This is a genomic window from Cupriavidus sp. USMAA2-4 (genome assembly GCF_001854305.1).
GTDB classification, from domain to species: domain Bacteria; phylum Pseudomonadota; class Gammaproteobacteria; order Burkholderiales; family Burkholderiaceae; genus Cupriavidus; species Cupriavidus malaysiensis.
The window spans coordinates 149,692-167,490 of sequence record NZ_CP017749.1; the positions used below are offsets into that span (position 1 = coordinate 149,692).

Sequence of the window (17,799 nt, forward strand, 5' to 3'; positions counted from 1 at the left end):
TGCCGCTCGAGAAGGACTGCCGGCCAGCCGCTGCTAGCGGCAAGCTTCCGATTTTTATGACGAATTTAAACCAACAAGAATAGGATTCGTCCAATATCCTGCGCTCGCTCGATGCGTGATTATCTTCCGTCGAATGCTGTCTTTTCGATAACGGAGATCACCGCATGGGCAACCGATCCGCACATTCCCCACCCAACGTCAAGGTATCCGGCCCCGCCTTACCGGAATTGCTCGGCCAGCCTACGCTGGTGTTCTCCCGCCTGAGCGGCACGGACAATCTCAATGCCTTGTTCGAGTATGAGCTGGAGTTGCGCACCCCGGACGAGCGCAGCCCGGTATTCGGCCCCGCGGCAAACCTGGACAAGAAGGCCCTGCAAGGCACTGCAGTCACCGTCGAAATCGCCCTGGACGGCGCTGGCGTCGGCCTGCAAGGCGGCATCGGGGCAGGCAAGCGCGAGATCACCGGACTGGTCACGCAAGTCCGCGGCCCCTACCCGGTTGGGCGGCAGATCGCATACCAGCTGACACTGCGGCCCTGGCTGTGGCTTGCAACGCTGCGCTCCGACTACAAGATCTTCCAGCACAAGACGGTCGTCGAGATTCTTGACGAACTGCTCGGCAACTACATCTTTCCCGTGGAAAAGCGCCTCGACGCGGGCCGGTACCCGAAGCGGGTGTTCCAGCAGCAATACGGGGAAACCGATTTCGACTTCTTCCAGCGGCTCACCCAGGAATGGGGGATATCTTGGTTCATCGATCACGCCAATGGCCGCCAGCGCCTGGTACTGACGGACGGCAACGGCGCATTCCAGCGCATCCCCAGCGCCGCTTACCACACAATCCGCTGGCAGCCGGCCGCCGACCGGATCGACGAAGAACATATCCACGAATTCGAACTCATCGACCGGCTCGTCTCAGGCGAATGGCGTGCGGGCGACTATGACTTCGTCAAGCCACGCGGCGATCTTTCCGTCTCCAGCGCCGATCCGCGCGACACCGCGCACGCAACGCAATCCATCTACGAATATCCTGGCGACCATGCCCAGCCCACCACCGGCAACGATCCCTGGGACGAGGGCCGCTTCATCGCCCGCATCCGCATGGAGGAGCTGCGCCAGCGTGGCGTCCGCGCCAAGGCTAAGGGCAACCTGCGAGCCATCGCACCCGGCCGCATCTTTACCCTGAAGAACTACATCGGCCGGGAAGCCAATCGTGACTACTTGATTTTCGCCACCAGACTGCGCCTCGAAGACGTTGGCGAAGCGAGCGGCACCGCGCTGCGGTGGCAATGCGAAGTGGAGTTCGAGGTGCAGCCGGCCAACGAGATATTCCGCCCGGTCCGCACACAGCCGAAGCCGATCATGCACGGACCGCTACAAGCGCGCGTCACAGGTCCGGCGGGCCACCCGATCCATACAGACGAGTACGGACGGATCAAGGTACAGATGCCGTATGACCTGTACGGCAGCAATGACGAGAACAGCTCCTGCTACCTGCGCGTATCGGACGCCTGGGGCGGGCATCGCTACGGCTCGACCCATCTGCCGCGTGTGGGAAGCGAAGTCCTGGTAGAAGCGCTGAACGGCGATCCGGACTCTCTGATCGTCACCTGCCGCGTCAATAACAGGCAGAACCTGCCGCCGTGGAACCTGCCCGACCAGCAGGCGATCTCCGGATTCCGCAGCGAGGAGCTGCCTGCTGCGGACGGCACGCCGGGCGCGCGCCACAACAAGATGTTGGCCGACGACACGGCGGGCGAACCGCAGGTACAGATCGGCTCCGACTACCGGCATTCGGAATTGGCGCTCGGCCATATCGTCGCGATTCCCGGCTGGGAAGGCCGCAAGGAGAAGCGCGGCGAGGGCTTCGAACTGCGCACCGATGCCTGGGGTGCCGTCCGCGCCGAATCCGGCCTGCTGATTTCCACCTGCAAGCGCGCTGGCGGCCATGCCCTGAGCATGGCTGAGATGGTGGACGATCTGCAGCGGGCCGAACAGCAGACCGCGCAGCTGGCCGACGCCGCGCGGAAGGTGGACGCGCAGGATGGCGAGCAGAAGGACGTGGCCGATGCCATCGGCCGCCAGCACGCTGCGCTCAAGGGCGACGGACCGCTCAAGGAACTTGCCGCGCCCCATCTGGCGCTCGCCAGCCCTGCCGGCATCGTGACGTCCACCCCCGGCCTCACCCACCTGCAAAGCGGCACCCACCTGGCGGTGACCACCGGCGAACACATGTCGGTGACCACCCATGGCGGGTTCTTCGCCGGCATCCGCAAGGCATGGCGCGTGTTCGTCTACGAGGCCGGCATGCGCTTCGTCGCCGCCGCCGGCAACATCGACATCCAGGCACTCAAGGACTCCATCAACCTGCTGGCGAAGCTCGAGATAACCGCCACTGCCGAACGCATCCGGATCAAGGCGAAGACGGAGCTGCTGCTGGACGGCGGCACCAGCTATCTCAAGCTGACCGAAGGTGGCATCGAGCACGGCACCAATGGCGCGTGGACCGTTCACGCCGCCAGCAAGAGCCTGACCGGACCCAGCAGCCTGCCGGTGGAACTCCAGCCTAAGCAAGTGTGCCTGGAATGCCTGCTGAAAGCCGCGCTGCGCAATGCCGCGGTGGTGCCGCGCTGATCGGCACACAGAACCATGCACGCACGGCGAGACACCTACTGAGACACTAGTTGAGGCCCACAAGGATCATGAAGGAAGACGAACAACCCGTTTCCATCTATGTGCTGGCGGACGGCGCGGCACACCCGGGCCGCATCGGCTCGCTGCTGCGCGAAGCCCACGTGGAATTCCGCAACGTATTCGCCGGCCTGCCCGAAGCCGACGCAGGCGATGCCAGCCTGCTCCTGGCCCGGGTGGACGACACTAAGGCGCCATGGCTGGCGCAGGTGGACGCGATGGATATGCAGGCGCCCTGCCTCACACTCATCTGGAGCCGTGTGGAGATCGACGCGCTCGCGCGGCACCTGCATCAGTTCCTTATCGCCGACATCGGCGAGGGCATGACGGCGCTGATCCGCTATTACGATCCGCGCAACCTGGTGGTGGCGATGGAAGTATGGGGCGACGACATAGCCGAGCGCCTCATGCAACCGATCGAACAATGGAAATACCGCGGCTACCACGAGGCGTGGCAGCGTCTCGAAGGGCCGATGGGAGGCACGCGCACCCAGGACACCGCGCTTGCCATCTCGCTCAGCCAGCAACAACTGGACCGCCTGACCGAACATTGCGAGCCGGACCAATTGCTGGCCACGCTTGTCGAGAACGGCACGGTCGCGCCGAGCGAGCCCTACCTGGAACGCTTCATGGCCTTCCTGCCGCGCTACCAGCGCGCCGCCGCCTGGGGGCTGACCGAACCCGCCGACCGGCTGAGATTCTGCGAGCTCAGCTACCAGTTTGGCGAAGCCTTCGACCAACACGAGCACGTCACAGCCGTACTGCGCCAACGTCAAGAGACCGGGACATCGATGGCTGCCTGCGAGCAGGCGATTCACCCCTCGGTATGGGAACAGCTTCAGGCTCGCCAGAAAGCGGCAGAGGGCAAGGCATGACCTCCCGACTTTTGGCAACCGTCCTGCTGGCAGGCCTTGGCCTGCTGGCCGGCTGCGACGACCGGACCGGAACGGAGTCGAGGGAATCGGTGGAGAGCATCGACCCCGATGCCATGCAGGCTGGAGGCGTCCGAGGCCTGAACTACACCCCCTACTACATCGACTCGTTCGGCATCACGGGCGATCACGGCATCACCGGCGGCGGCCCCAATATCTTTCCCGCCACCCCGGAGCGCACGCCTTCCGGGGGGGGGAAGGAGTCCTGCTGCGCCTCCTTCCCAGCGAAATGGCGACCGGGGTTGAAGGTGAACGTCCGTTGGCTGGTAGACAAGAAACAGGACGGCGTCACCTATGGCTCCTGGTACCAGGCGCAAGCGGAAATCGCGGAATACGGGCCCAGGGCCGGTGCACTCTTTGTGGTGTTCCTGCCGGAAGATCGTATCAAGGTCATGGTTCAGGATGGCAATGCGAACGGCCACAACGATCTGACCGTGCGTCCCGCCGACGATGATCCTTACGTGGTAGCCGGCGCCTTGGATGAGGCCGCCAACCGCGAAGCGGAGGCCAGGCGTGAAGTGGAACGGCAAAGGAAGGAGGCCTACGCCGTCGAAGTCGCCAACCGGGAGAAGAAGCTACTGAGGCAACAGGAGAACGAACGATGAATCACGTCCTGCGTTGGCCAACCCAGATGCCGGTCGGCGGGTTGCCGCCGATGGGAAAGAGAACCTATGACGACCACCCAGGCAAGGTGGCCGATCACGATGCGGCCGGTGCTGCGACCCGGCACCGCCCCTCCCAGGCGGAACGCCACGGCCTGCCCGCGCGGCTCATGGCAGCCGTCCTGCTGGCAGGCCTTGGCCTGCTGGCAGGCTGCGACGACCGGACCGGAACGGAGTCGAGAGACTCGGTGGAGAGCATCGATCCCGATGCCATGCGCGGGGGGGGCGTCAGCGGTCTGAACTACACCCCCTACTACATCCACTCGTTCGGCATCACGGGCGATAACGGCATCACCGGCGGCGGCCCCAATATCTCTCCCGCCACTCCCGAAATGATGCCCTCCGGTGGGGGCGGAGAAATGTGCTGCGCCTCGTTCCCAGCGAAATGGCGCCCGGGGTTGAAGGTGAACGTCCGTTGGCTGGTAGACAAGAAGTTGGATGGCGTGACCTATGGCTCCTGGTACCAGGCCGAGACCGAACTCCCCCCCTACGGAAGAGCCACCTACGGCTTGTGGGCGATCTTCCTGCCGGGGGATCGCGTCAAGGTCATGGTCTGGGGTTCGCCAGAGGCGGGCTATACCAATGTCTGGACCAGACCGAGCGATGACGATCCTTACGTGGTGGTCGGCACCTTGGATGAGGCCGCCAACCGCGAAGCGGAGGCCAGGCGTGAAGTGCAACGGCAAAGGAAGGAGGCCTACGCCGTCGAAGTCGCCAACCGGGAGAAGACGCTACTGAGGCAACAGGAGAACGAACGATGAATCACGTCCTGCATTGGCCGACCCAGATGCCGGTCGGCGGGCTGCCGCCGATGGGAAAGAGAACCTATGACGACCACCCAGGCAAGGTGGCCGATCACGATGCGGCCGGTGCTGCGGCCCGGCACCGCCCCTCCCAGGCGGAACGCCACGGCCTGCCCGCGCGGCTCATGGCAGCCGTCCTGCTGGCAGGCCTTGGCCTGCTGGCAGGCTGCGACGACCGGACCGGAACAGAGTCGAGGGATGCAGCGGAGAGCATCGACCCCGATGCCATGCAGGCTGGAGGCGTCCGAGGCCTGAACTACACCCCCTACTACATCCACTCGTTCGGCATCACGGGCGATAACGGCATCACCGGCGGCGGCCCCAATATCTTTCCCGCCACTCCTGACCAAATGCCATCCGGCGGGCACGGGGAGATGTGTTGCGCATCGTTCCCAGCGAAATGGCGCCCGGGGTTGAAGGTGAACGTCCGTTGGCTGGTAGACAAGAAACAGGACGGCGTCACCTATGGCTCCTGGTACCAGGCGAAAGCGGAAATCGCGGAATACGGGCCCAGGGCCGGTGCGCTCTTTGTGGTGTTCCTGCCGGAAGATCGTATCAAGGTCATGGTTCAGGATGGCAATGCGAACGGCCACAACGACCTGACCGTACGTCCCGCCGACGATGATCCTTACGTGGTAGCCGGCACTTTGGATGAGGCCGCCAACCGCGAAGCGGAGGCCAGGCGTGAAGTGCAACGGCAAAGGAAGGAGGCCTACGCCGTCGAAGTCGCCAACCGGGAGAAGAAGCTACTGAGGCAACAGGAGAACGAACGATGAATCACGTCTTGCGTTGGCCAACCCAGATGCCGGTCGGCGGGCTGCTGCCGATGGGGAAGAAGATCTACGACACCCACAAAGGCAAGGTGGCCGATCACGATGCCGGCTGCGAACAGACCCTGCACATCAGCCTCTTCTTCGACGGCACCAACAATAACGATGACAAGAACAACCCCTTCCGCGATTCGTTGAGCAAAGCGCACACGAACGTGGCTCGCCTGTTCAATGCTGCAAGAGAAGAGGCCCAAATCGATCGACACTACGTGCCAGGTGTCGGCACGCCATTCCCGGAGATCGGGGAGACAGAGTACTCCTCGATCGGCAAGGCCTTCGCCAAAGGCTATGGGCGCCGTTGCGTGTGGGGCTATACCCGTGTCCTCAATTCGATTTACGAAGCAGTCGCCGGCCCGAACGAAACGCTGATTGACAACGACGAAGCCAACCGCCTGTGCAGAGCCAGTGCCGACGGCTACCGCCCCTTCGCCACCCTTTTCGACATGAAGCACAGGCGGCTGGCCGGCATGCAGCGGGACCGCAAGCGCGACTGCCAGCGCAACAAGATGGTCAAGCAGGTCTGGATCAATGTGTTCGGCTTCTCGCGCGGCGCCGCCACCGCCCGTTCCTTCGTCGGCAAGCTGATGCGGGACTGGGCTCCCGGCGGCAGGATCGCCGGCGAGATCCCCTACCAGGTCAACTTCATGGGCCTGTTCGATACCGTGGCATCGGTGGGACCGCCCGATTCGGTGCGCGCGGCGCTCGATATCAGCACCTTCGACGGCCACTTCGCCTGGTCGAACAGCGGCCTGATGGATATCCCCAAGGAGGTGAAGCGCTGCGCGCACTTCTTCTCCATCCATGAGCAGCGCATGAGCTTTCCCCTCGATACCATCCGCGAGGGCAGCGTCTATCCCGGTGGCGCCGGCCAGCGGCTGGAGGTCGCGTATCCGGGCGTGCATTCCGATATCGGCGGCGGCTATCCCCCCGGCGACCAGGGCAAGGCGCGCGGCGGCGAGGGCGACAAGCTCAGCCAGATCCCGCTGCACCATATGTACATCGAGGCCCTGAAGCAAGGCGTGCCCCTGCGCGTCGGTGACGAGATCAAGCAAAGCCCGTTCATGCAGGACGACTTCGCCCTCGCCAAGCCGGTGATCGATGCCTTCAACCGTTGGCTGGACCGCACCATCCCGATCGAGCGCGTCGAGGATGCCTTGCGCTTCGGCATGCGGCAGAACCTGGCCTGGCGCGCCTTGCGCGCGCGCTGGCACACCGGCGACTACGTCTGCAACCAGCCCTTCTTCAAGGCCGCGCAGGAAGACGAACTGACGCCGCGCCAGCTGGAGCTGCGTGTCCAGAAGCAGATGGAATCCGATGCGGAAGTCCGCAGGCTCCGGGGCCGCATCGCGGAGCTGGCCGCGGCCCGCACGAATCTCGGGCTGGCCGGCGCCGCAGGCGGATACGTCAGCGCCGCCGACCGTGCGGCGCAGATGAAGGAGGCGCAAGCGCTGGACAAGCAGAGCCAGCAGGCCGCGGACGCGCTGCGCCGCCGCCGCGAGCAGTTGTACCAGCAGGCGGCGAAGAAGAAGGGCCCGACGCGGCCGGGCGAAGGCGCCGATGAAACCGTGACCAATGACCAGCACGACCTGCGCGAGGCGGCGGAAGAATTCCGCTTGCTGCTCGGCTTCCTGCACCCCGACCGGCAAACGGCGCTGGGTGTCGAGCAATCGCCCTTCACCGTCCGTCCGCCCGCGGCGGGCAGCTATCTCGTCAGTCCGATCGGTGTTGTCCTGGCCGCATATGCGACGTACCAGAATTCGGGCCGCCGGTTGTCCGTGCGGAGAGAGCGCAATGCGGACAGCGAGCGCGTGCAGCTGGTGCAGCGCGATGCGTACGTCCAGACCGCCGCGCTGTCGGAGTTCGATGCGGAGAAGTTCGACGTGCTGGTGCTGCCCCCGCGCGAAATGCTCGATCCGTTGCAGGCCTGGACCACGGCCGAGGTAGTGGACCGGTTCGCCCGGCAAGAGCCGGCCGCCGTCGTCCTGTTCGATGACTACATCCACGACAGCCGCGCCTGGTTCCGCGTGCCCTCCTTTCATGAATACGCCCCGGGCGGCTACGGATGGGGACGCGCCTTCTTCATCGGCAAGGATCACTGCGTTCGCCACCTGGGCTTCGGCACCGATGCCATGGTCAAGAGCATCACCACCGCGCCCAGGCCCACCCCGGCCGAGATGGCGATGGGGGACTGACCCTGCCGCCGCCGGCTTCGTGCCGCGTCCGGCCCGGGAGCGGCGCTAGCCATCCGTTTCCAGGATGCGTCGATCGCTATTGTTTACAAGGAGAGTCCTATGTCCAGATCCATTATCGTCGTCGGTGATACCAATTCGAGCAGCGGAATCGTCATTACCGGCTCCTTCTCCGATGTGCTCGACGGCAAGCCGATCGCCCGGCTGGGCGATCTGGTGGACTGCCCGGCGAAGTATCCCGATGGACGTCCGCACGGCGTCAACCCGATCGTCGAAGGCGATGCGTCGATGCTGGTCAGCGGCAAGCCCGTGGCCCTGCACGGTCATCGCAGCGCGTGCGGATGTTCGCTGATCGGCAAGGCGGCTGCGTATGTCGGCGCGTAAGCCTGCCTCGAGAAAGGCGCCGGCATGGCTGCCCAAGGCCGGCCGCAAGCCGGCGGCGCCGGCGGCCAAGCCCAAGGGCGGCAAGCCGCATGCGCAAGACATCGACACCGCCCTCGACGGCAAGGACGGCGAGCCGGTCGTCGTCGCGCAGCATGACGAGGCTTACCTGGCCGCGCGCCTCAAGGCCATCCGGGAGGCATCCACTCCGATATGCGAGGCCGCGCACGAGCTGCTGCGAGCCCAGGCGGAGATACCACTGAGAAAGCGTCCGCTGCGGCGGCGGCAGGTGGAAACACTGCGGGCATTGCTGGAACAGGGGGTGCAGAACTTCGAAAGGCTGTGCGCGCAGGCCGACATCGAGCGCGACAAGATCACCGTGGCAAGCTATACCCTATGTGCCGCGCTGGACGAGGCAGTCATGCACACGGCATGGGGCGGCGGCACGGCCGAGAACGGGCTTTGGGCGCGCATGTCGCTTTCCAGCCAGTTCCACGGCGACCGCGACGGCGGCACGAAGGTCTATCGACTGATAGCGCGCGCCTCCGAAGACCCGCAGGGGCAGCACGACCTGATCCGGCTGTACTTCCGGGTCATGTGCCTTGGCTTCAAGGGATACTATCGGACGCAGCCGGATGGAGACCAGCAGCATCGTATGGCCTGCCGCAAGCTATACGACTTGCTGGCACCCTTCCAGCCGCCGGTACCGAAAGAGCTGTCCGTCAACATAGCGCCAACACGTGAGCGGAACTTCTATCCGATGCGGTTGATACCCTTCCCGGTAACGATCGCCGTCTATGCGCTGGCGCTGCTCGCTCTGTACGGCTACTTTCGGTATGAGCTGCACGTCAAAGAAAAAGCGTTACTGGAGCAGTTGGAACAGATCCGCGAGATGGTCGTCCCGCTGGCCTACGATTCGCCATTCTGGCAGGCTCAAGGCGGTGAAGCCGGTATGCCGCCTCAGGCAGAGCCGTCCTCGCAGCCCCCCCGCGCAGCCGCCGGCAGGCAGCCCTGACCATGCCGGGAAGCCACGCGATTGAACACCGGCGCTGCCTCGCCGCGGAATGGGGACCGTACGGCAGCCGAGGCGCGCATCCGTGCCCGTCATCACTGTCGTCGGCGCCATGGCAAGGACGTTTTCCCCATGGCGCCTCGCGCTGGAAGCGCAGCGCGCCACGCTCGCCGTCCAGCGCCGCGCGAACGCGTTGGCGGCCGGCTACCTGAAGGCGGTCAGCGAAGGTGTCGGCCGCGAAGGCCACGCCTCGGCCGCGAACTTCTCCGCCCTCGGCAAGGCCACCGAGGCGCTGACGCGCAGCGCGCAGGACGTCGTCACGCAGGAGGGGCAACTCGGCAAGCGCGACGCCGAACTGCAGGCGCAACCGGACGCCCTGCGCCGCGCGCACGGCAACGTCTCCGCCGGCACCTTCTACACGGCGCGCATCGCGGTCGCCGCGCCGCGTGGCGGCACGCTGCGCCTCAGCTAGACCGCCATCCTGCATGCCGCACCGGCTTTCAGCCATGTCCCGGCGACCGGACAGGCAGACATCTATGCGTCATGAAGCGCACAGACAATCCATGCGGCATCGCCGCGTCCGGATGACGCGGCGGCCTGCGCCACCCGATCACGACAGAAGGGAAACACCATGGATCGCCGCCGGTTCCTCCAGTGGGGAAGCTTCCTCACGGTCTCCGTCGCCACCACCGGCCTTGCCGGCTGCGGTAGCGATGACACGCCAGCCACGCCGGGCAGCCCGGCCGCGCCCGATGCCAAGACGGACGGCACCGCCCCTTTCGCCTTCGCGCAGGGCGTGGCATCCGGCGATCCGAAGCCGGACAGCATCGTGCTGTGGACCCGCGTCGGCGGCGCCGACGGCAAGCAGGCCGTGCCCGTGACCTTGCAGGTGTCAGCCACCGCCGACTTCGCCACCCTGCTGGTCAATACGAAGCTGAGCGCCCTGCCCGACTGGGACTACACGGTGCGCAACAAGGTCACCGGGCTGGCCGCGGCCACCACCTACTATTACCGCTTCGTCGCCGGCAACGTCGCCAGCCCGGTCGGCCGCACGCGCACCGCGCCCGCCGCCGGCACGCCGCTGGCGCAGCTCAAGTTCGCCTTCATCACCTGCCAGGACTGGAGCGTCAACCACTGGGCCGGCATGGAGGAACTGGCGGCACAGGACCTGGACTTCGTCATCCACCTGGGCGACTACATCTACGAAACGGTGGGCGCCGCCTTCCAGACCGGCAAGGTTGAGTCGCGCCACGGCCAGCTCAAGCTGCCCGACGGCACCGCGCGCGCGGACGGCGCGCGCTATGCGACCACGGTCGGCGACTACCGCTACCTCTACCGCTCCTACCGCAGCGACGCACGCCTGCAGGCACTGCATGCGCGCTTCCCGGTGATCGCGATCTGGGACGACCACGAGTTCTCCGACGACTGCTGGCAGGACCACCAGGTCTACAGCGCGGACGACGACCAGACCCCGCGCACCGCGCGCCGGCGCGGCGCCAGCCAGGCCTGGTTCGAGTACATGCCGGCAGACGTCAGCATCGACCTCGCCAACCCGTCCTTCCGCAATATCCAGATCTATCGCGCCTTCACCTTCGGCCAGCTGGCCACGCTGGTGATGACCGACGAGCGCCTCTACCGCGCCGACCACGTGATCCCGGAGCAGGCCGCCGGCAGCGAGATCGGCAGCCGCTACTTCGTGCCCAAGGCCACGCTGTCCACGCTGGAGGCCAGGAAGATCAACGCCGCCGGCAATGCGCTGACGCCGGTATCGCTGCTCGGCGACGCGCAGCGCGGCTGGTGGCAGGAGCAGATGCGCGCTGCCGCCACCACCTGGAAGCTGTGGGGTAACGAGGTGTCGCTGCTGCGCATGCAGCTCGATGGCGTGCAGGCCGTGGCCGGCATGGTGGCCGCTGCGCTGGCCGGCGCCAACGCCGCGCTGGCGCCGCTGCAGCCGGCCATGACAGCGGCGCTGGCCGCCGACCTCGCGGCGGCCAAGGCGGACGGCAGCTATCCGCATCCCGCCTACGCCGCGCTCAAGGCCGTGCTGGCCGGCGCCGGCATCGACGGCGCCACCTTCGACGCGGCCCTGCGGGGACAGATCGACGCGCAGTTGCCGAACGCGGCGCTGCTCGACCAGTACCTCCTCAACGCCGACCAGTGGGATGGCTACAACGCCGAGCGCAAGTCGCTGATGGCCTTCCTGAAGGCGCAGGGCATCGCCAACGTGGTGGCGCTGACCGGCGACATCCACGCCATCTTCGCCGGCCCGGTGATGGACGACTACGATGCCGCCACGCCGGCACCGGTCATGGTCGACCTGGTCACCGCGGGGCTGTCGAGCAACTCCTTCCACAGCTACTTCAAGAGCGTGGTCGACAGCGACCCTGCCTTCTCCGCCGCCAGGGCCCTGGTCTACACCATGCAGAACGGCGCCATGGTCAACACCTTCAACAGCACCTTGAAGGCCTTCAACCCCTGGCTCAAGCTGGTCGATACCGATGCCCAGGGCTACGCCGTGGTCACCCTCACCACCACCAGGTTGAGCTGCACCTTCCACAAGCTCAAGCCACTGGTGGCGGGCAGCGCGCCGGCGCTGCCCGCCACCGCCAGCACATTGACGGTGGAGGTGCAAGCCGGCACAGCGGCGGTCAATGTCGTCTGACGAGCGGGGCAGCCGCTACGCTTGCCTGCACGCCCGCTCACGCTGCCGTTATTGCCTTGCCATCGGCATCCGATGGCAAGGATCCTCCATGAGTCCTAGAATGGAAAAACGACTCCACGAATTGCAGAGGAAGGAGTATTGCCAAGACAACATGGCCGACTGATGTTTCAACGAATCTATGAGTATCTCAAACAGCAATTTTCACGTCGTTTACGACGGCACACGTTGGGCGGTTGCCATTGAAGGCGAAGGCCGGGTGAGAGTGGGAGTCACTTATGCCCGCGCATTGGCCATTGCTACGTCACTGGCGACGCTAAGAGGTGCACTGCTCTATATACACAATGAAGACGGCACGGTGGCACAGAGGGTCAGCTTCTGCTGAACGCACCTGAACGCACCTGAACGCACTTGAGGGCACCTGAGGGCACCTGAAGGCACGACATCAGCGACCTGTCGCATCGCGCATGCGTGACTTGCCTTCACCCGCCGGCCGCAAGCCTCGTCACCAACTCCGGCACTGAGAAGAAAAGCCGCTCGCTGGCGGCCTTTCCGCTTTGAACGCGATGAGGATCTCGACCGCTATGCGGTTCTCGACACATCCCTCATGACGAGAGCGTTAACGAGGATCCTCAGCGCGTCGATATCCAATTCGCCGGATTGCATTGGCAGGCGGAAAAGCCGCAATCTCGGAAAGATGGTAGCCGCCACTTCATCGCACCGATCGAAAGTCTCGAACGGACCGAATTCCCACTTGACCGTGCCGAAGACTTCCACCAGGCGATTGCCACCGGTCAGCAGTGGATACGTTGCAATGAAATGCTCATGGAATTGTCTCATCGGTCCTCCTGATGCCTCGCATTCAAATTGCCCCCGTAGTTCATCTGCCGATTTCATCTTCAATCTTCATATTCCACCATAGCGATACCATCATCCGGAACCATTGAGCTTTACACCCTGTTGCACAGCCTGAAACTCGACTCGTTTCAATACTGCGCAAGAAAAAGAGTGCGCGATGCCCCGGCGCTATGGCCGCGCGCTCAACGCCGCAATGTCATCGCGGGCTTTCTTTTCGCCGTAACCCAGCGCTGCATCAGCGCTTCCGAAATAGTCGACGCCATCGATAAGATCGTATGAATGCACCTTAAGGAAATCCGCCCTGACCGGGTTGCCGTCGGTACGTGCGATGGAGTAGCGGACCACATAGCCCGATCGAAGGGGATCGTCGCCGTGGTCAGCCTCGATCGATACCTCATAGTCGCCAATCGTGATATGTCTCTGCATGTTCGCCTCCGCGTTGCGCGGCCTGGCACCTCGATCGCCAGCGAGCATTGCTTTCTCCGCCCGCGCGCAGGACGATGGCGCCGGGGACGATGAAAAGGATGGCGCGGTGCGATGTACCGCGGCTGCCCGCCTGGCAGTTGCAGAAAGCGAGCGGATTCCGCCACGGGCGCCCCGCGGGCTCCAAGGCGGACCCGCCCGCGTCGGGTTCGGGGAAGGACGATCGGCAAAGCACGCGTGCCACCGGCGAGAACGGGAAGCGCTAGCCGGCGATGACGGCACGCCTCGCCAGTTCAAGCTCGGTCCGTTGATCGCCGACGCCGTAGATCACCAGAAGACCGGCTTGCTCCAAGGCCTTCTGCACACCGGCAGCTATCGCTTCCGCGCGTGACAGAAAGTAGAAGCGCTCACGTTCGAAGCTGTCGGATTGCACGGTCCATCGTCCGTCTTCAGCGAGCGTTACTCGAATAGTCGCGGTTGTCATGATCGCCTTCGATTTGGTGCCTGCGTATGTAATCTTTGTAGGCGAGCACGAATCGAAGCAGTATCAGACAATCTCCTACAGTGTTGCGTATGACCGCACAAGAGAAAAGACGGCAGGTCCGGTTGCCGTCTCGCTGACAGATGAGCCGATTCTCCGCACTTTTCGGTGCGTCCGCGTCCGGACCGGACCGGCTGGATCAGCGACCCGCGGAAATGCGGGCCGAGCGAAAAAATAACGAGCCCCCGGTCAGAGTTGGCCGGGGAACTCGATTCCCTGCCAAGTCCCCGTTCTTTCTCCCTCGTTACGCTCGGATTTTAGCCAATCCACCGAAGAAATGCGGGTTGTTCCCCTCGGCAAGGCTGTCCGGAATCCGCCCATTCCTTGCGGTCAGGGCCGGCAAGGAATGGCGGGGCGCCCGGCACCGCGGCACCGGACCATCAGGCAGCGAACGGCGTGATCGGCACGACCGGTACCGTCTCCAATCCTGCGGCACATGCTGGCGGCCGAAGTCCCGCAGAGGCGCAGGCCCGGCGCCGGTCGCTCACGCTTTCCACCCCGCTCTCCTGCACGGTGTCCAGGAAAGCCACCAGGTCTCGGTAGTAGTCGGCCTGCATGCGGGCATGCAAGAGGTGCTGCTCGGCTTGCAGCAACATCCGCCGCGCCTCCTGCAACTCCCTGGCCGCGGTCCTTTGCGGGCTCCTCGGCTTGAACCAGCTCGTCACCGAATCCATCGACATCCCCTCCTCGTTCCGCTTGCCCATGCAGCATCCCCGCGGACCGCACCCGGCGCGCGGCGTATGCCGCAGGCACGGCACAGCCTGCTTCAGGCCCGCACGTGCCCGCGGCTGGTCACTGCATGTGCTGGCCGCCGTTGATGGCGATGTTGGCACCGGTGACAAAGCCCGCTTCGCGTGAGCACAGGTACTGGACCAGTGCCGCGATCTCCTCCGGCTGCCCCAGCCGGCCGACCGGGATCTGGGGGATGATCCTGGTCTCCAGGATCTCCGCCGGTACCGCCGTGACCATCCTGGTAGCGATATAGCCCGGGGAAACCGTGTTGACGGTGACCCCGCGCTTGGCCACTTCGAGTGCCAGCGCCTTGGTGAAGCCGTGCATGCCCGCCTTGGCGGCCGCATAGTTGGCCTGGCCGAAGCCCCCCTTCGATCCGATGATGGAGGCGATATTGATGATGCGCCCCCAGCCACGCTCGACCATGCCGTCGCATACCTGCTTGGTCATATTGAAGAGCGAGTCGAGATCGGTACGCAGCACGGCATCCCAATCGATCTTGTTCAGCTTCTTGAAGCTGCTGTCGCGTGTGATACCGGCATTGTTGATCAGGATATCCACGCCCCCCACTTCGGCCCGGATCCTTGCCACGCACGCTTCGCAAGAAGCGTAATCGGCCACGTCCACGCCGTACGCGATGAAGTGCCGGCCGTCCTCGGCCATTCTCGCCAGCCAGGCACCCGCACCATCATTGCCTGGCGAGTGCGTGACCACCACGATGTAACCGGCATCCAGCAGCCTGACGCTGATGGCTTCGCCGATGCCTCCCATGCCACCTGTTACCAAGGCGATCTGCTTGCTCATGATCGGTTCTCTCTTGATCTGTTCCGATGGTTGCTGCGCTTGCGCTGCTTCTCCCGCAGACAGCGCGGCGGGCGCCAGGTCGAGCACCGGCGCCCGCAAGGCCGGCGTCGCCGCCGCGACGGCAACGGAGGCCCTTCCTGTCGGCCTCCCGTGGCGACCGCGCCTGTCGCAAGCCGTGTCAGCGCTTTGCCTCAGAACGCGCGGATTCTGCATTGGCCTTGCGCGCGGCGCTCGAGGCTGTCGCGGCCGCGTCGATCACCTGGTGCTCGGCCAGCTCGATGGCGTGCTGGGTGGCCTGCTGCATGGAGTCATAGAAGGCAGCCGTGGAGGCCAAGGTGGATTGCCAGGCGTTCCAAGTGCCATCGGTACCGCTCGGCGCACCTTGGCTGGCCTTCTCCAGGGCCTGCTGCATGTTGCGCAGATTGGAATCGAACTGGGCTTGCGCGACCTTCTGGTACTCCGCACGGGTACCGGCGGCGATCTCGCACACACGTTGCACGTAGTTCCGCATTCTTTCCGTTGTGGGCTCGACCAGGCTCAGTTGCAGCGCGAAGAGTTCCGGCGCGTCCTTGACGGCGGAGGCCCTGAGCACATGCTTCTGGCTTTCCGACAGGCTTTCCCGGAACGTCTGCACGCCAAGCGCCGTGAGTTGCTGGCAGGCGTCCAGGGTCTTTGTGGTCAGGCCGAAGACGATATCGAAGCTGGCGGCTTGCATGGCCTTCAGCGGTTCCAGATTCAATGCTTGCATCATGCGCTCCTGTGTATGCTCCCGACGTACGGATGTGGCAGGGCCTCCTGCCGCTCTCGTGCCGGGATGCGTGGGGTGATCCGGGAAACTGCAGGGATGCCAGGTCATTCGCACGCGCCGCGCGCGGCTCCCGGCCAGGCCGGTCTGGCGCCGCCTTCTAGCCCGTTCTCGTGCCGGCTTCGTGCGGCTGCCTGGACGCCGGCGCTGACGCGCCTTGCCAGACCGGCTCGACGGTCGCCATCATCGGCAACGTCGATCGATTCAGCTCCGCGGCGACACCGAGCACCTGATCCTGGCAGACGTCGACGACGTCGATGACCAGGCTTTCCGCTCCGCGCACGGCATCCACATGAGCCGAAACGCCACCTATCTTGTCGGCATACCGCGCCAGGCCCTGCCAGATGGCGACAACGTGCAGGGCGCCGCCCTTCGATTGCACGGTCAATCGTTGCGTGATGTTCATAAGGGCTCTGTGGAAGGATTCGGAGGGAGATTCAGCGTGTGATCCGCGCCCTCTCCACGGGAAGAACCAGCCTAATGAACTTTCGTGCAAAGAAACACCACGACCGCCTGTTCTGAATCGGCACCTTGCGGACACCCTTGGCTTGCTTGAGTCAGCGGCCGCGAATCGCCAGACACAGACGAATAGCGAGCGCGACAGCCGCACCGGGGTGCTTCGCTGGTGACGTTCAGAGCCGCAACGGCCCCGCCGAAGTGGCGCCAGATCCGCACTGCAAGTCCTTCGGCAAGCGACCCGGCGCGGCTCGACTACTGCAGAGCTGTCCTAAAGTGTAGAATTTCGGACACTGAAGCGGATTCCGGATGGCACTCATGCGGTCGACGTTCATCTATTCGAATAGCGCACCGGACATGGATGCCATCGAGCACCAGTTGTCGGCAGCCGACCGCGCAGGCTATACCGTCGACCTGAGGCGTGCCTTCTGGGAGTGCGTGCCGCCCTTGGTAAGCGCGCTCGAACGCCCCCAGCTGCGCGCTCTCATGCAGCGCCTCGCCAACGGGGACGTGGTCGTGGTCATGCAGTTGTCCTGCCTCGGGCGCAGCGTCCAGGATGTGCTCGCGACCATCATGAGATTCCGCAAGCTCGGCGTCGGGCTGTACTGCGTGGAGCTGGGCCGCGCGGATCTGGCCCGCAGATCGCCCCCGATGGCCGTCACGCTGCTGCGCGCCATTGCCGCGATCGACGAGGCGACGCGCAGCGAGCGCATGCGCGCGAGCGCCGCCGAGGCCAAGGCCAACGGCAAGCAGCTGGGGCGGCGGCCCTCGCTCGGGACGGCGGAGCGCAATGGGATCCTGCAGTCGCTGTCGGATGGAGCTTCGGTCAGCGAGGTGGCCCGGTTCTTCGGCACATCCCGGCAGACAGTGCTGCGCATCCGGACCGCCCATGCCGAACAGAACGGCCCGCTCAGCCCGTTGAAGCCGGCTGGCGGTGCGCCGCCCGACAACCTGGAAACCGAATCCCCGCCGCTCGCCGACAGGCCTGGGCGGGCATGACCGTCAACACTCTCCTTCCTAAC

19 protein-coding genes are annotated in these 17,799 nt (G+C 64.9%); 12 read left to right on the top strand and 7 right to left on the bottom strand.

The window, feature by feature from the left end; genetic code table 11:
- The first annotated feature begins 164 nt into the window (after positions 1 to 164).
- The 11 genes from BKK79_RS20855 (at position 165) to BKK79_RS42315 (ending at position 12,543) form a co-directional block, all read left to right on the top strand.
- On the top strand, positions 165 to 2,633 hold the full coding sequence (locus tag BKK79_RS20855; protein ID WP_071038647.1) for a type VI secretion system Vgr family protein: 2,469 nt from the start codon (positions 165 to 167) through the stop codon (positions 2,631 to 2,633).
- Between the two features lie 68 nt (positions 2,634 to 2,701).
- Complete coding sequence (locus tag BKK79_RS20860; RefSeq protein ID WP_071038648.1) at positions 2,702 to 3,565, top strand: DUF4123 domain-containing protein; 864 nt, start codon at positions 2,702 to 2,704, stop codon at positions 3,563 to 3,565.
- Positions 3,562 to 4,227 carry a DUF3304 domain-containing protein gene (locus BKK79_RS20865; protein WP_071038649.1) on the top strand — a complete coding sequence of 222 codons (666 nt, stop codon included), beginning with the start codon at positions 3,562 to 3,564 and terminating at the stop codon, positions 4,225 to 4,227. The genes BKK79_RS20860 and BKK79_RS20865 overlap by 4 nt, the downstream gene beginning before the upstream one ends.
- Positions 4,224 to 5,045, top strand: a complete 822-nt coding sequence (locus BKK79_RS20870; RefSeq protein WP_335582932.1) for a DUF3304 domain-containing protein — start codon at positions 4,224 to 4,226, stop codon at positions 5,043 to 5,045. Before BKK79_RS20865 ends, BKK79_RS20870 begins: the two co-directional genes overlap by 4 nt.
- A complete protein-coding gene (locus BKK79_RS20875) occupies positions 5,042 to 5,863 on the top strand; it encodes a DUF3304 domain-containing protein (protein ID WP_335582933.1) in 822 nt (273 codons plus the stop codon). Before BKK79_RS20870 ends, BKK79_RS20875 begins: the two co-directional genes overlap by 4 nt.
- Positions 5,860 to 8,109 (top strand): phospholipase effector Tle1 domain-containing protein, encoded by a 2,250-nt coding sequence (locus BKK79_RS20880; protein ID WP_071038650.1) that lies wholly within the window; start codon positions 5,860 to 5,862, stop codon positions 8,107 to 8,109. The genes BKK79_RS20875 and BKK79_RS20880 overlap by 4 nt, the downstream gene beginning before the upstream one ends.
- Positions 8,110 to 8,208: 99 nt before the next feature.
- Positions 8,209 to 8,490, top strand: a complete 282-nt coding sequence (locus tag BKK79_RS20885; protein WP_071038651.1) for a PAAR domain-containing protein — start codon at positions 8,209 to 8,211, stop codon at positions 8,488 to 8,490.
- A complete protein-coding gene (gene icmH, locus BKK79_RS20890; RefSeq protein ID WP_071038652.1) occupies positions 8,477 to 9,502 on the top strand; it encodes a type IVB secretion system protein IcmH/DotU in 1,026 nt (341 codons plus the stop codon). Before BKK79_RS20885 ends, icmH begins: the two co-directional genes overlap by 14 nt.
- Before the next feature lie 82 nt (positions 9,503 to 9,584).
- Positions 9,585 to 9,971 (top strand): hypothetical protein, encoded by a 387-nt coding sequence (locus tag BKK79_RS20895; protein WP_157128491.1) that lies wholly within the window; start codon positions 9,585 to 9,587, stop codon positions 9,969 to 9,971.
- Positions 9,972 to 10,130: 159 nt separating this feature from the next.
- Positions 10,131 to 12,161: an alkaline phosphatase D family protein gene (locus tag BKK79_RS20900; RefSeq protein ID WP_071038654.1), complete on the top strand. Its 2,031-nt coding sequence runs from the start codon at positions 10,131 to 10,133 to the stop codon at positions 12,159 to 12,161.
- Between the two features lie 178 nt (positions 12,162 to 12,339).
- Complete coding sequence (locus BKK79_RS42315) at positions 12,340 to 12,543, top strand: DUF2188 domain-containing protein (RefSeq protein ID WP_083384452.1); 204 nt, start codon at positions 12,340 to 12,342, stop codon at positions 12,541 to 12,543.
- Between the two features lie 197 nt (positions 12,544 to 12,740).
- On the opposite strand, the gene BKK79_RS20905 is transcribed toward BKK79_RS42315, so the two are convergent.
- From BKK79_RS20905 to BKK79_RS20935, 7 genes are all read right to left on the bottom strand, one after another.
- Entirely contained in the window at positions 12,741 to 12,998 is a 258-nt protein-coding gene (locus BKK79_RS20905) for a hypothetical protein (RefSeq protein ID WP_071018946.1), read from the bottom strand.
- Positions 12,999 to 13,184: 186 nt separating this feature from the next.
- On the bottom strand, positions 13,185 to 13,490 hold the full coding sequence (locus BKK79_RS20910) for a hypothetical protein (protein WP_231908088.1): 306 nt from the start codon (positions 13,488 to 13,490) through the stop codon (positions 13,185 to 13,187).
- A gap of 211 nt (positions 13,491 to 13,701) precedes the next feature.
- The gene (locus BKK79_RS20915; RefSeq protein WP_071018944.1) at positions 13,702 to 13,923 is read right to left on the bottom strand and encodes a DUF2188 domain-containing protein; all 222 of its coding nucleotides are present in this window, start codon (positions 13,921 to 13,923) and stop codon (positions 13,702 to 13,704) included.
- Between the two features lie 437 nt (positions 13,924 to 14,360).
- Positions 14,361 to 14,684, bottom strand: a complete 324-nt coding sequence (locus BKK79_RS20920; RefSeq protein ID WP_232346416.1) for a hypothetical protein — start codon at positions 14,682 to 14,684, stop codon at positions 14,361 to 14,363.
- An 88-nt stretch (positions 14,685 to 14,772) separates the two neighbouring features.
- Positions 14,773 to 15,516, bottom strand: a complete 744-nt coding sequence (phbB, locus tag BKK79_RS20925) for an acetoacetyl-CoA reductase (RefSeq protein ID WP_071022357.1) — start codon at positions 15,514 to 15,516, stop codon at positions 14,773 to 14,775.
- A gap of 178 nt (positions 15,517 to 15,694) precedes the next feature.
- On the bottom strand, positions 15,695 to 16,267 hold the full coding sequence (locus BKK79_RS20930; protein WP_157903370.1) for a phasin family protein: 573 nt from the start codon (positions 16,265 to 16,267) through the stop codon (positions 15,695 to 15,697).
- Between the two features lie 154 nt (positions 16,268 to 16,421).
- Positions 16,422 to 16,727, bottom strand: coding sequence for a hypothetical protein (locus BKK79_RS20935; protein ID WP_071038656.1), 306 nt, complete (start codon positions 16,725 to 16,727; stop codon positions 16,422 to 16,424).
- A 368-nt stretch (positions 16,728 to 17,095) separates the two neighbouring features.
- On the opposite strand from BKK79_RS20935, the gene BKK79_RS20940 reads away from it, so the two are divergent.
- Positions 17,096 to 17,776 (top strand): recombinase family protein, encoded by a 681-nt coding sequence (locus tag BKK79_RS20940; protein WP_084085604.1) that lies wholly within the window; start codon positions 17,096 to 17,098, stop codon positions 17,774 to 17,776.
- Positions 17,777 to 17,799: the final 23 nt, after the last annotated feature.

What these genes read in the sequence shown, in the direction of transcription:
- BKK79_RS20855 (WP_071038647.1), top strand. Translation starts at nt 165, where the DNA reads ATGGGCAACCGATCCGCACATTCCCCACCCAACGTCAAGGTATCCGGC.
- BKK79_RS20860 (WP_071038648.1), top strand. Translation starts at nt 2,702, where the DNA reads ATGAAGGAAGACGAACAACCCGTTTCCATCTATGTGCTGGCGGACGGC.
- BKK79_RS20865 (WP_071038649.1), top strand. Translation starts at nt 3,562, where the DNA reads ATGACCTCCCGACTTTTGGCAACCGTCCTGCTGGCAGGCCTTGGCCTG.
- BKK79_RS20870 (WP_335582932.1), top strand. Translation starts at nt 4,224, where the DNA reads ATGAATCACGTCCTGCGTTGGCCAACCCAGATGCCGGTCGGCGGGTTG.
- BKK79_RS20875 (WP_335582933.1), top strand. Translation starts at nt 5,042, where the DNA reads ATGAATCACGTCCTGCATTGGCCGACCCAGATGCCGGTCGGCGGGCTG.
- BKK79_RS20880 (WP_071038650.1), top strand. Translation starts at nt 5,860, where the DNA reads ATGAATCACGTCTTGCGTTGGCCAACCCAGATGCCGGTCGGCGGGCTG.
- BKK79_RS20885 (WP_071038651.1), top strand. Translation starts at nt 8,209, where the DNA reads ATGTCCAGATCCATTATCGTCGTCGGTGATACCAATTCGAGCAGCGGA.
- icmH (WP_071038652.1), top strand. Translation starts at nt 8,477, where the DNA reads ATGTCGGCGCGTAAGCCTGCCTCGAGAAAGGCGCCGGCATGGCTGCCC.
- BKK79_RS20900 (WP_071038654.1), top strand. Translation starts at nt 10,131, where the DNA reads ATGGATCGCCGCCGGTTCCTCCAGTGGGGAAGCTTCCTCACGGTCTCC.
- BKK79_RS42315 (WP_083384452.1), top strand. Translation starts at nt 12,340, where the DNA reads ATGAGTATCTCAAACAGCAATTTTCACGTCGTTTACGACGGCACACGT.
- BKK79_RS20905 (WP_071018946.1), bottom strand. Translation starts at nt 12,998, where the DNA reads ATGAGACAATTCCATGAGCATTTCATTGCAACGTATCCACTGCTGACC.
- BKK79_RS20910 (WP_231908088.1), bottom strand. Translation starts at nt 13,490, where the DNA reads ATGCTCGCTGGCGATCGAGGTGCCAGGCCGCGCAACGCGGAGGCGAAC.
- BKK79_RS20915 (WP_071018944.1), bottom strand. Translation starts at nt 13,923, where the DNA reads ATGACAACCGCGACTATTCGAGTAACGCTCGCTGAAGACGGACGATGG.
- BKK79_RS20920 (WP_232346416.1), bottom strand. Translation starts at nt 14,684, where the DNA reads ATGGGCAAGCGGAACGAGGAGGGGATGTCGATGGATTCGGTGACGAGC.
- phbB (WP_071022357.1), bottom strand. Translation starts at nt 15,516, where the DNA reads ATGAGCAAGCAGATCGCCTTGGTAACAGGTGGCATGGGAGGCATCGGC.
- BKK79_RS20930 (WP_157903370.1), bottom strand. Translation starts at nt 16,267, where the DNA reads ATGATGCAAGCATTGAATCTGGAACCGCTGAAGGCCATGCAAGCCGCC.
- BKK79_RS20935 (WP_071038656.1), bottom strand. Translation starts at nt 16,727, where the DNA reads ATGAACATCACGCAACGATTGACCGTGCAATCGAAGGGCGGCGCCCTG.
- BKK79_RS20940 (WP_084085604.1), top strand. Translation starts at nt 17,096, where the DNA reads ATGCGGTCGACGTTCATCTATTCGAATAGCGCACCGGACATGGATGCC.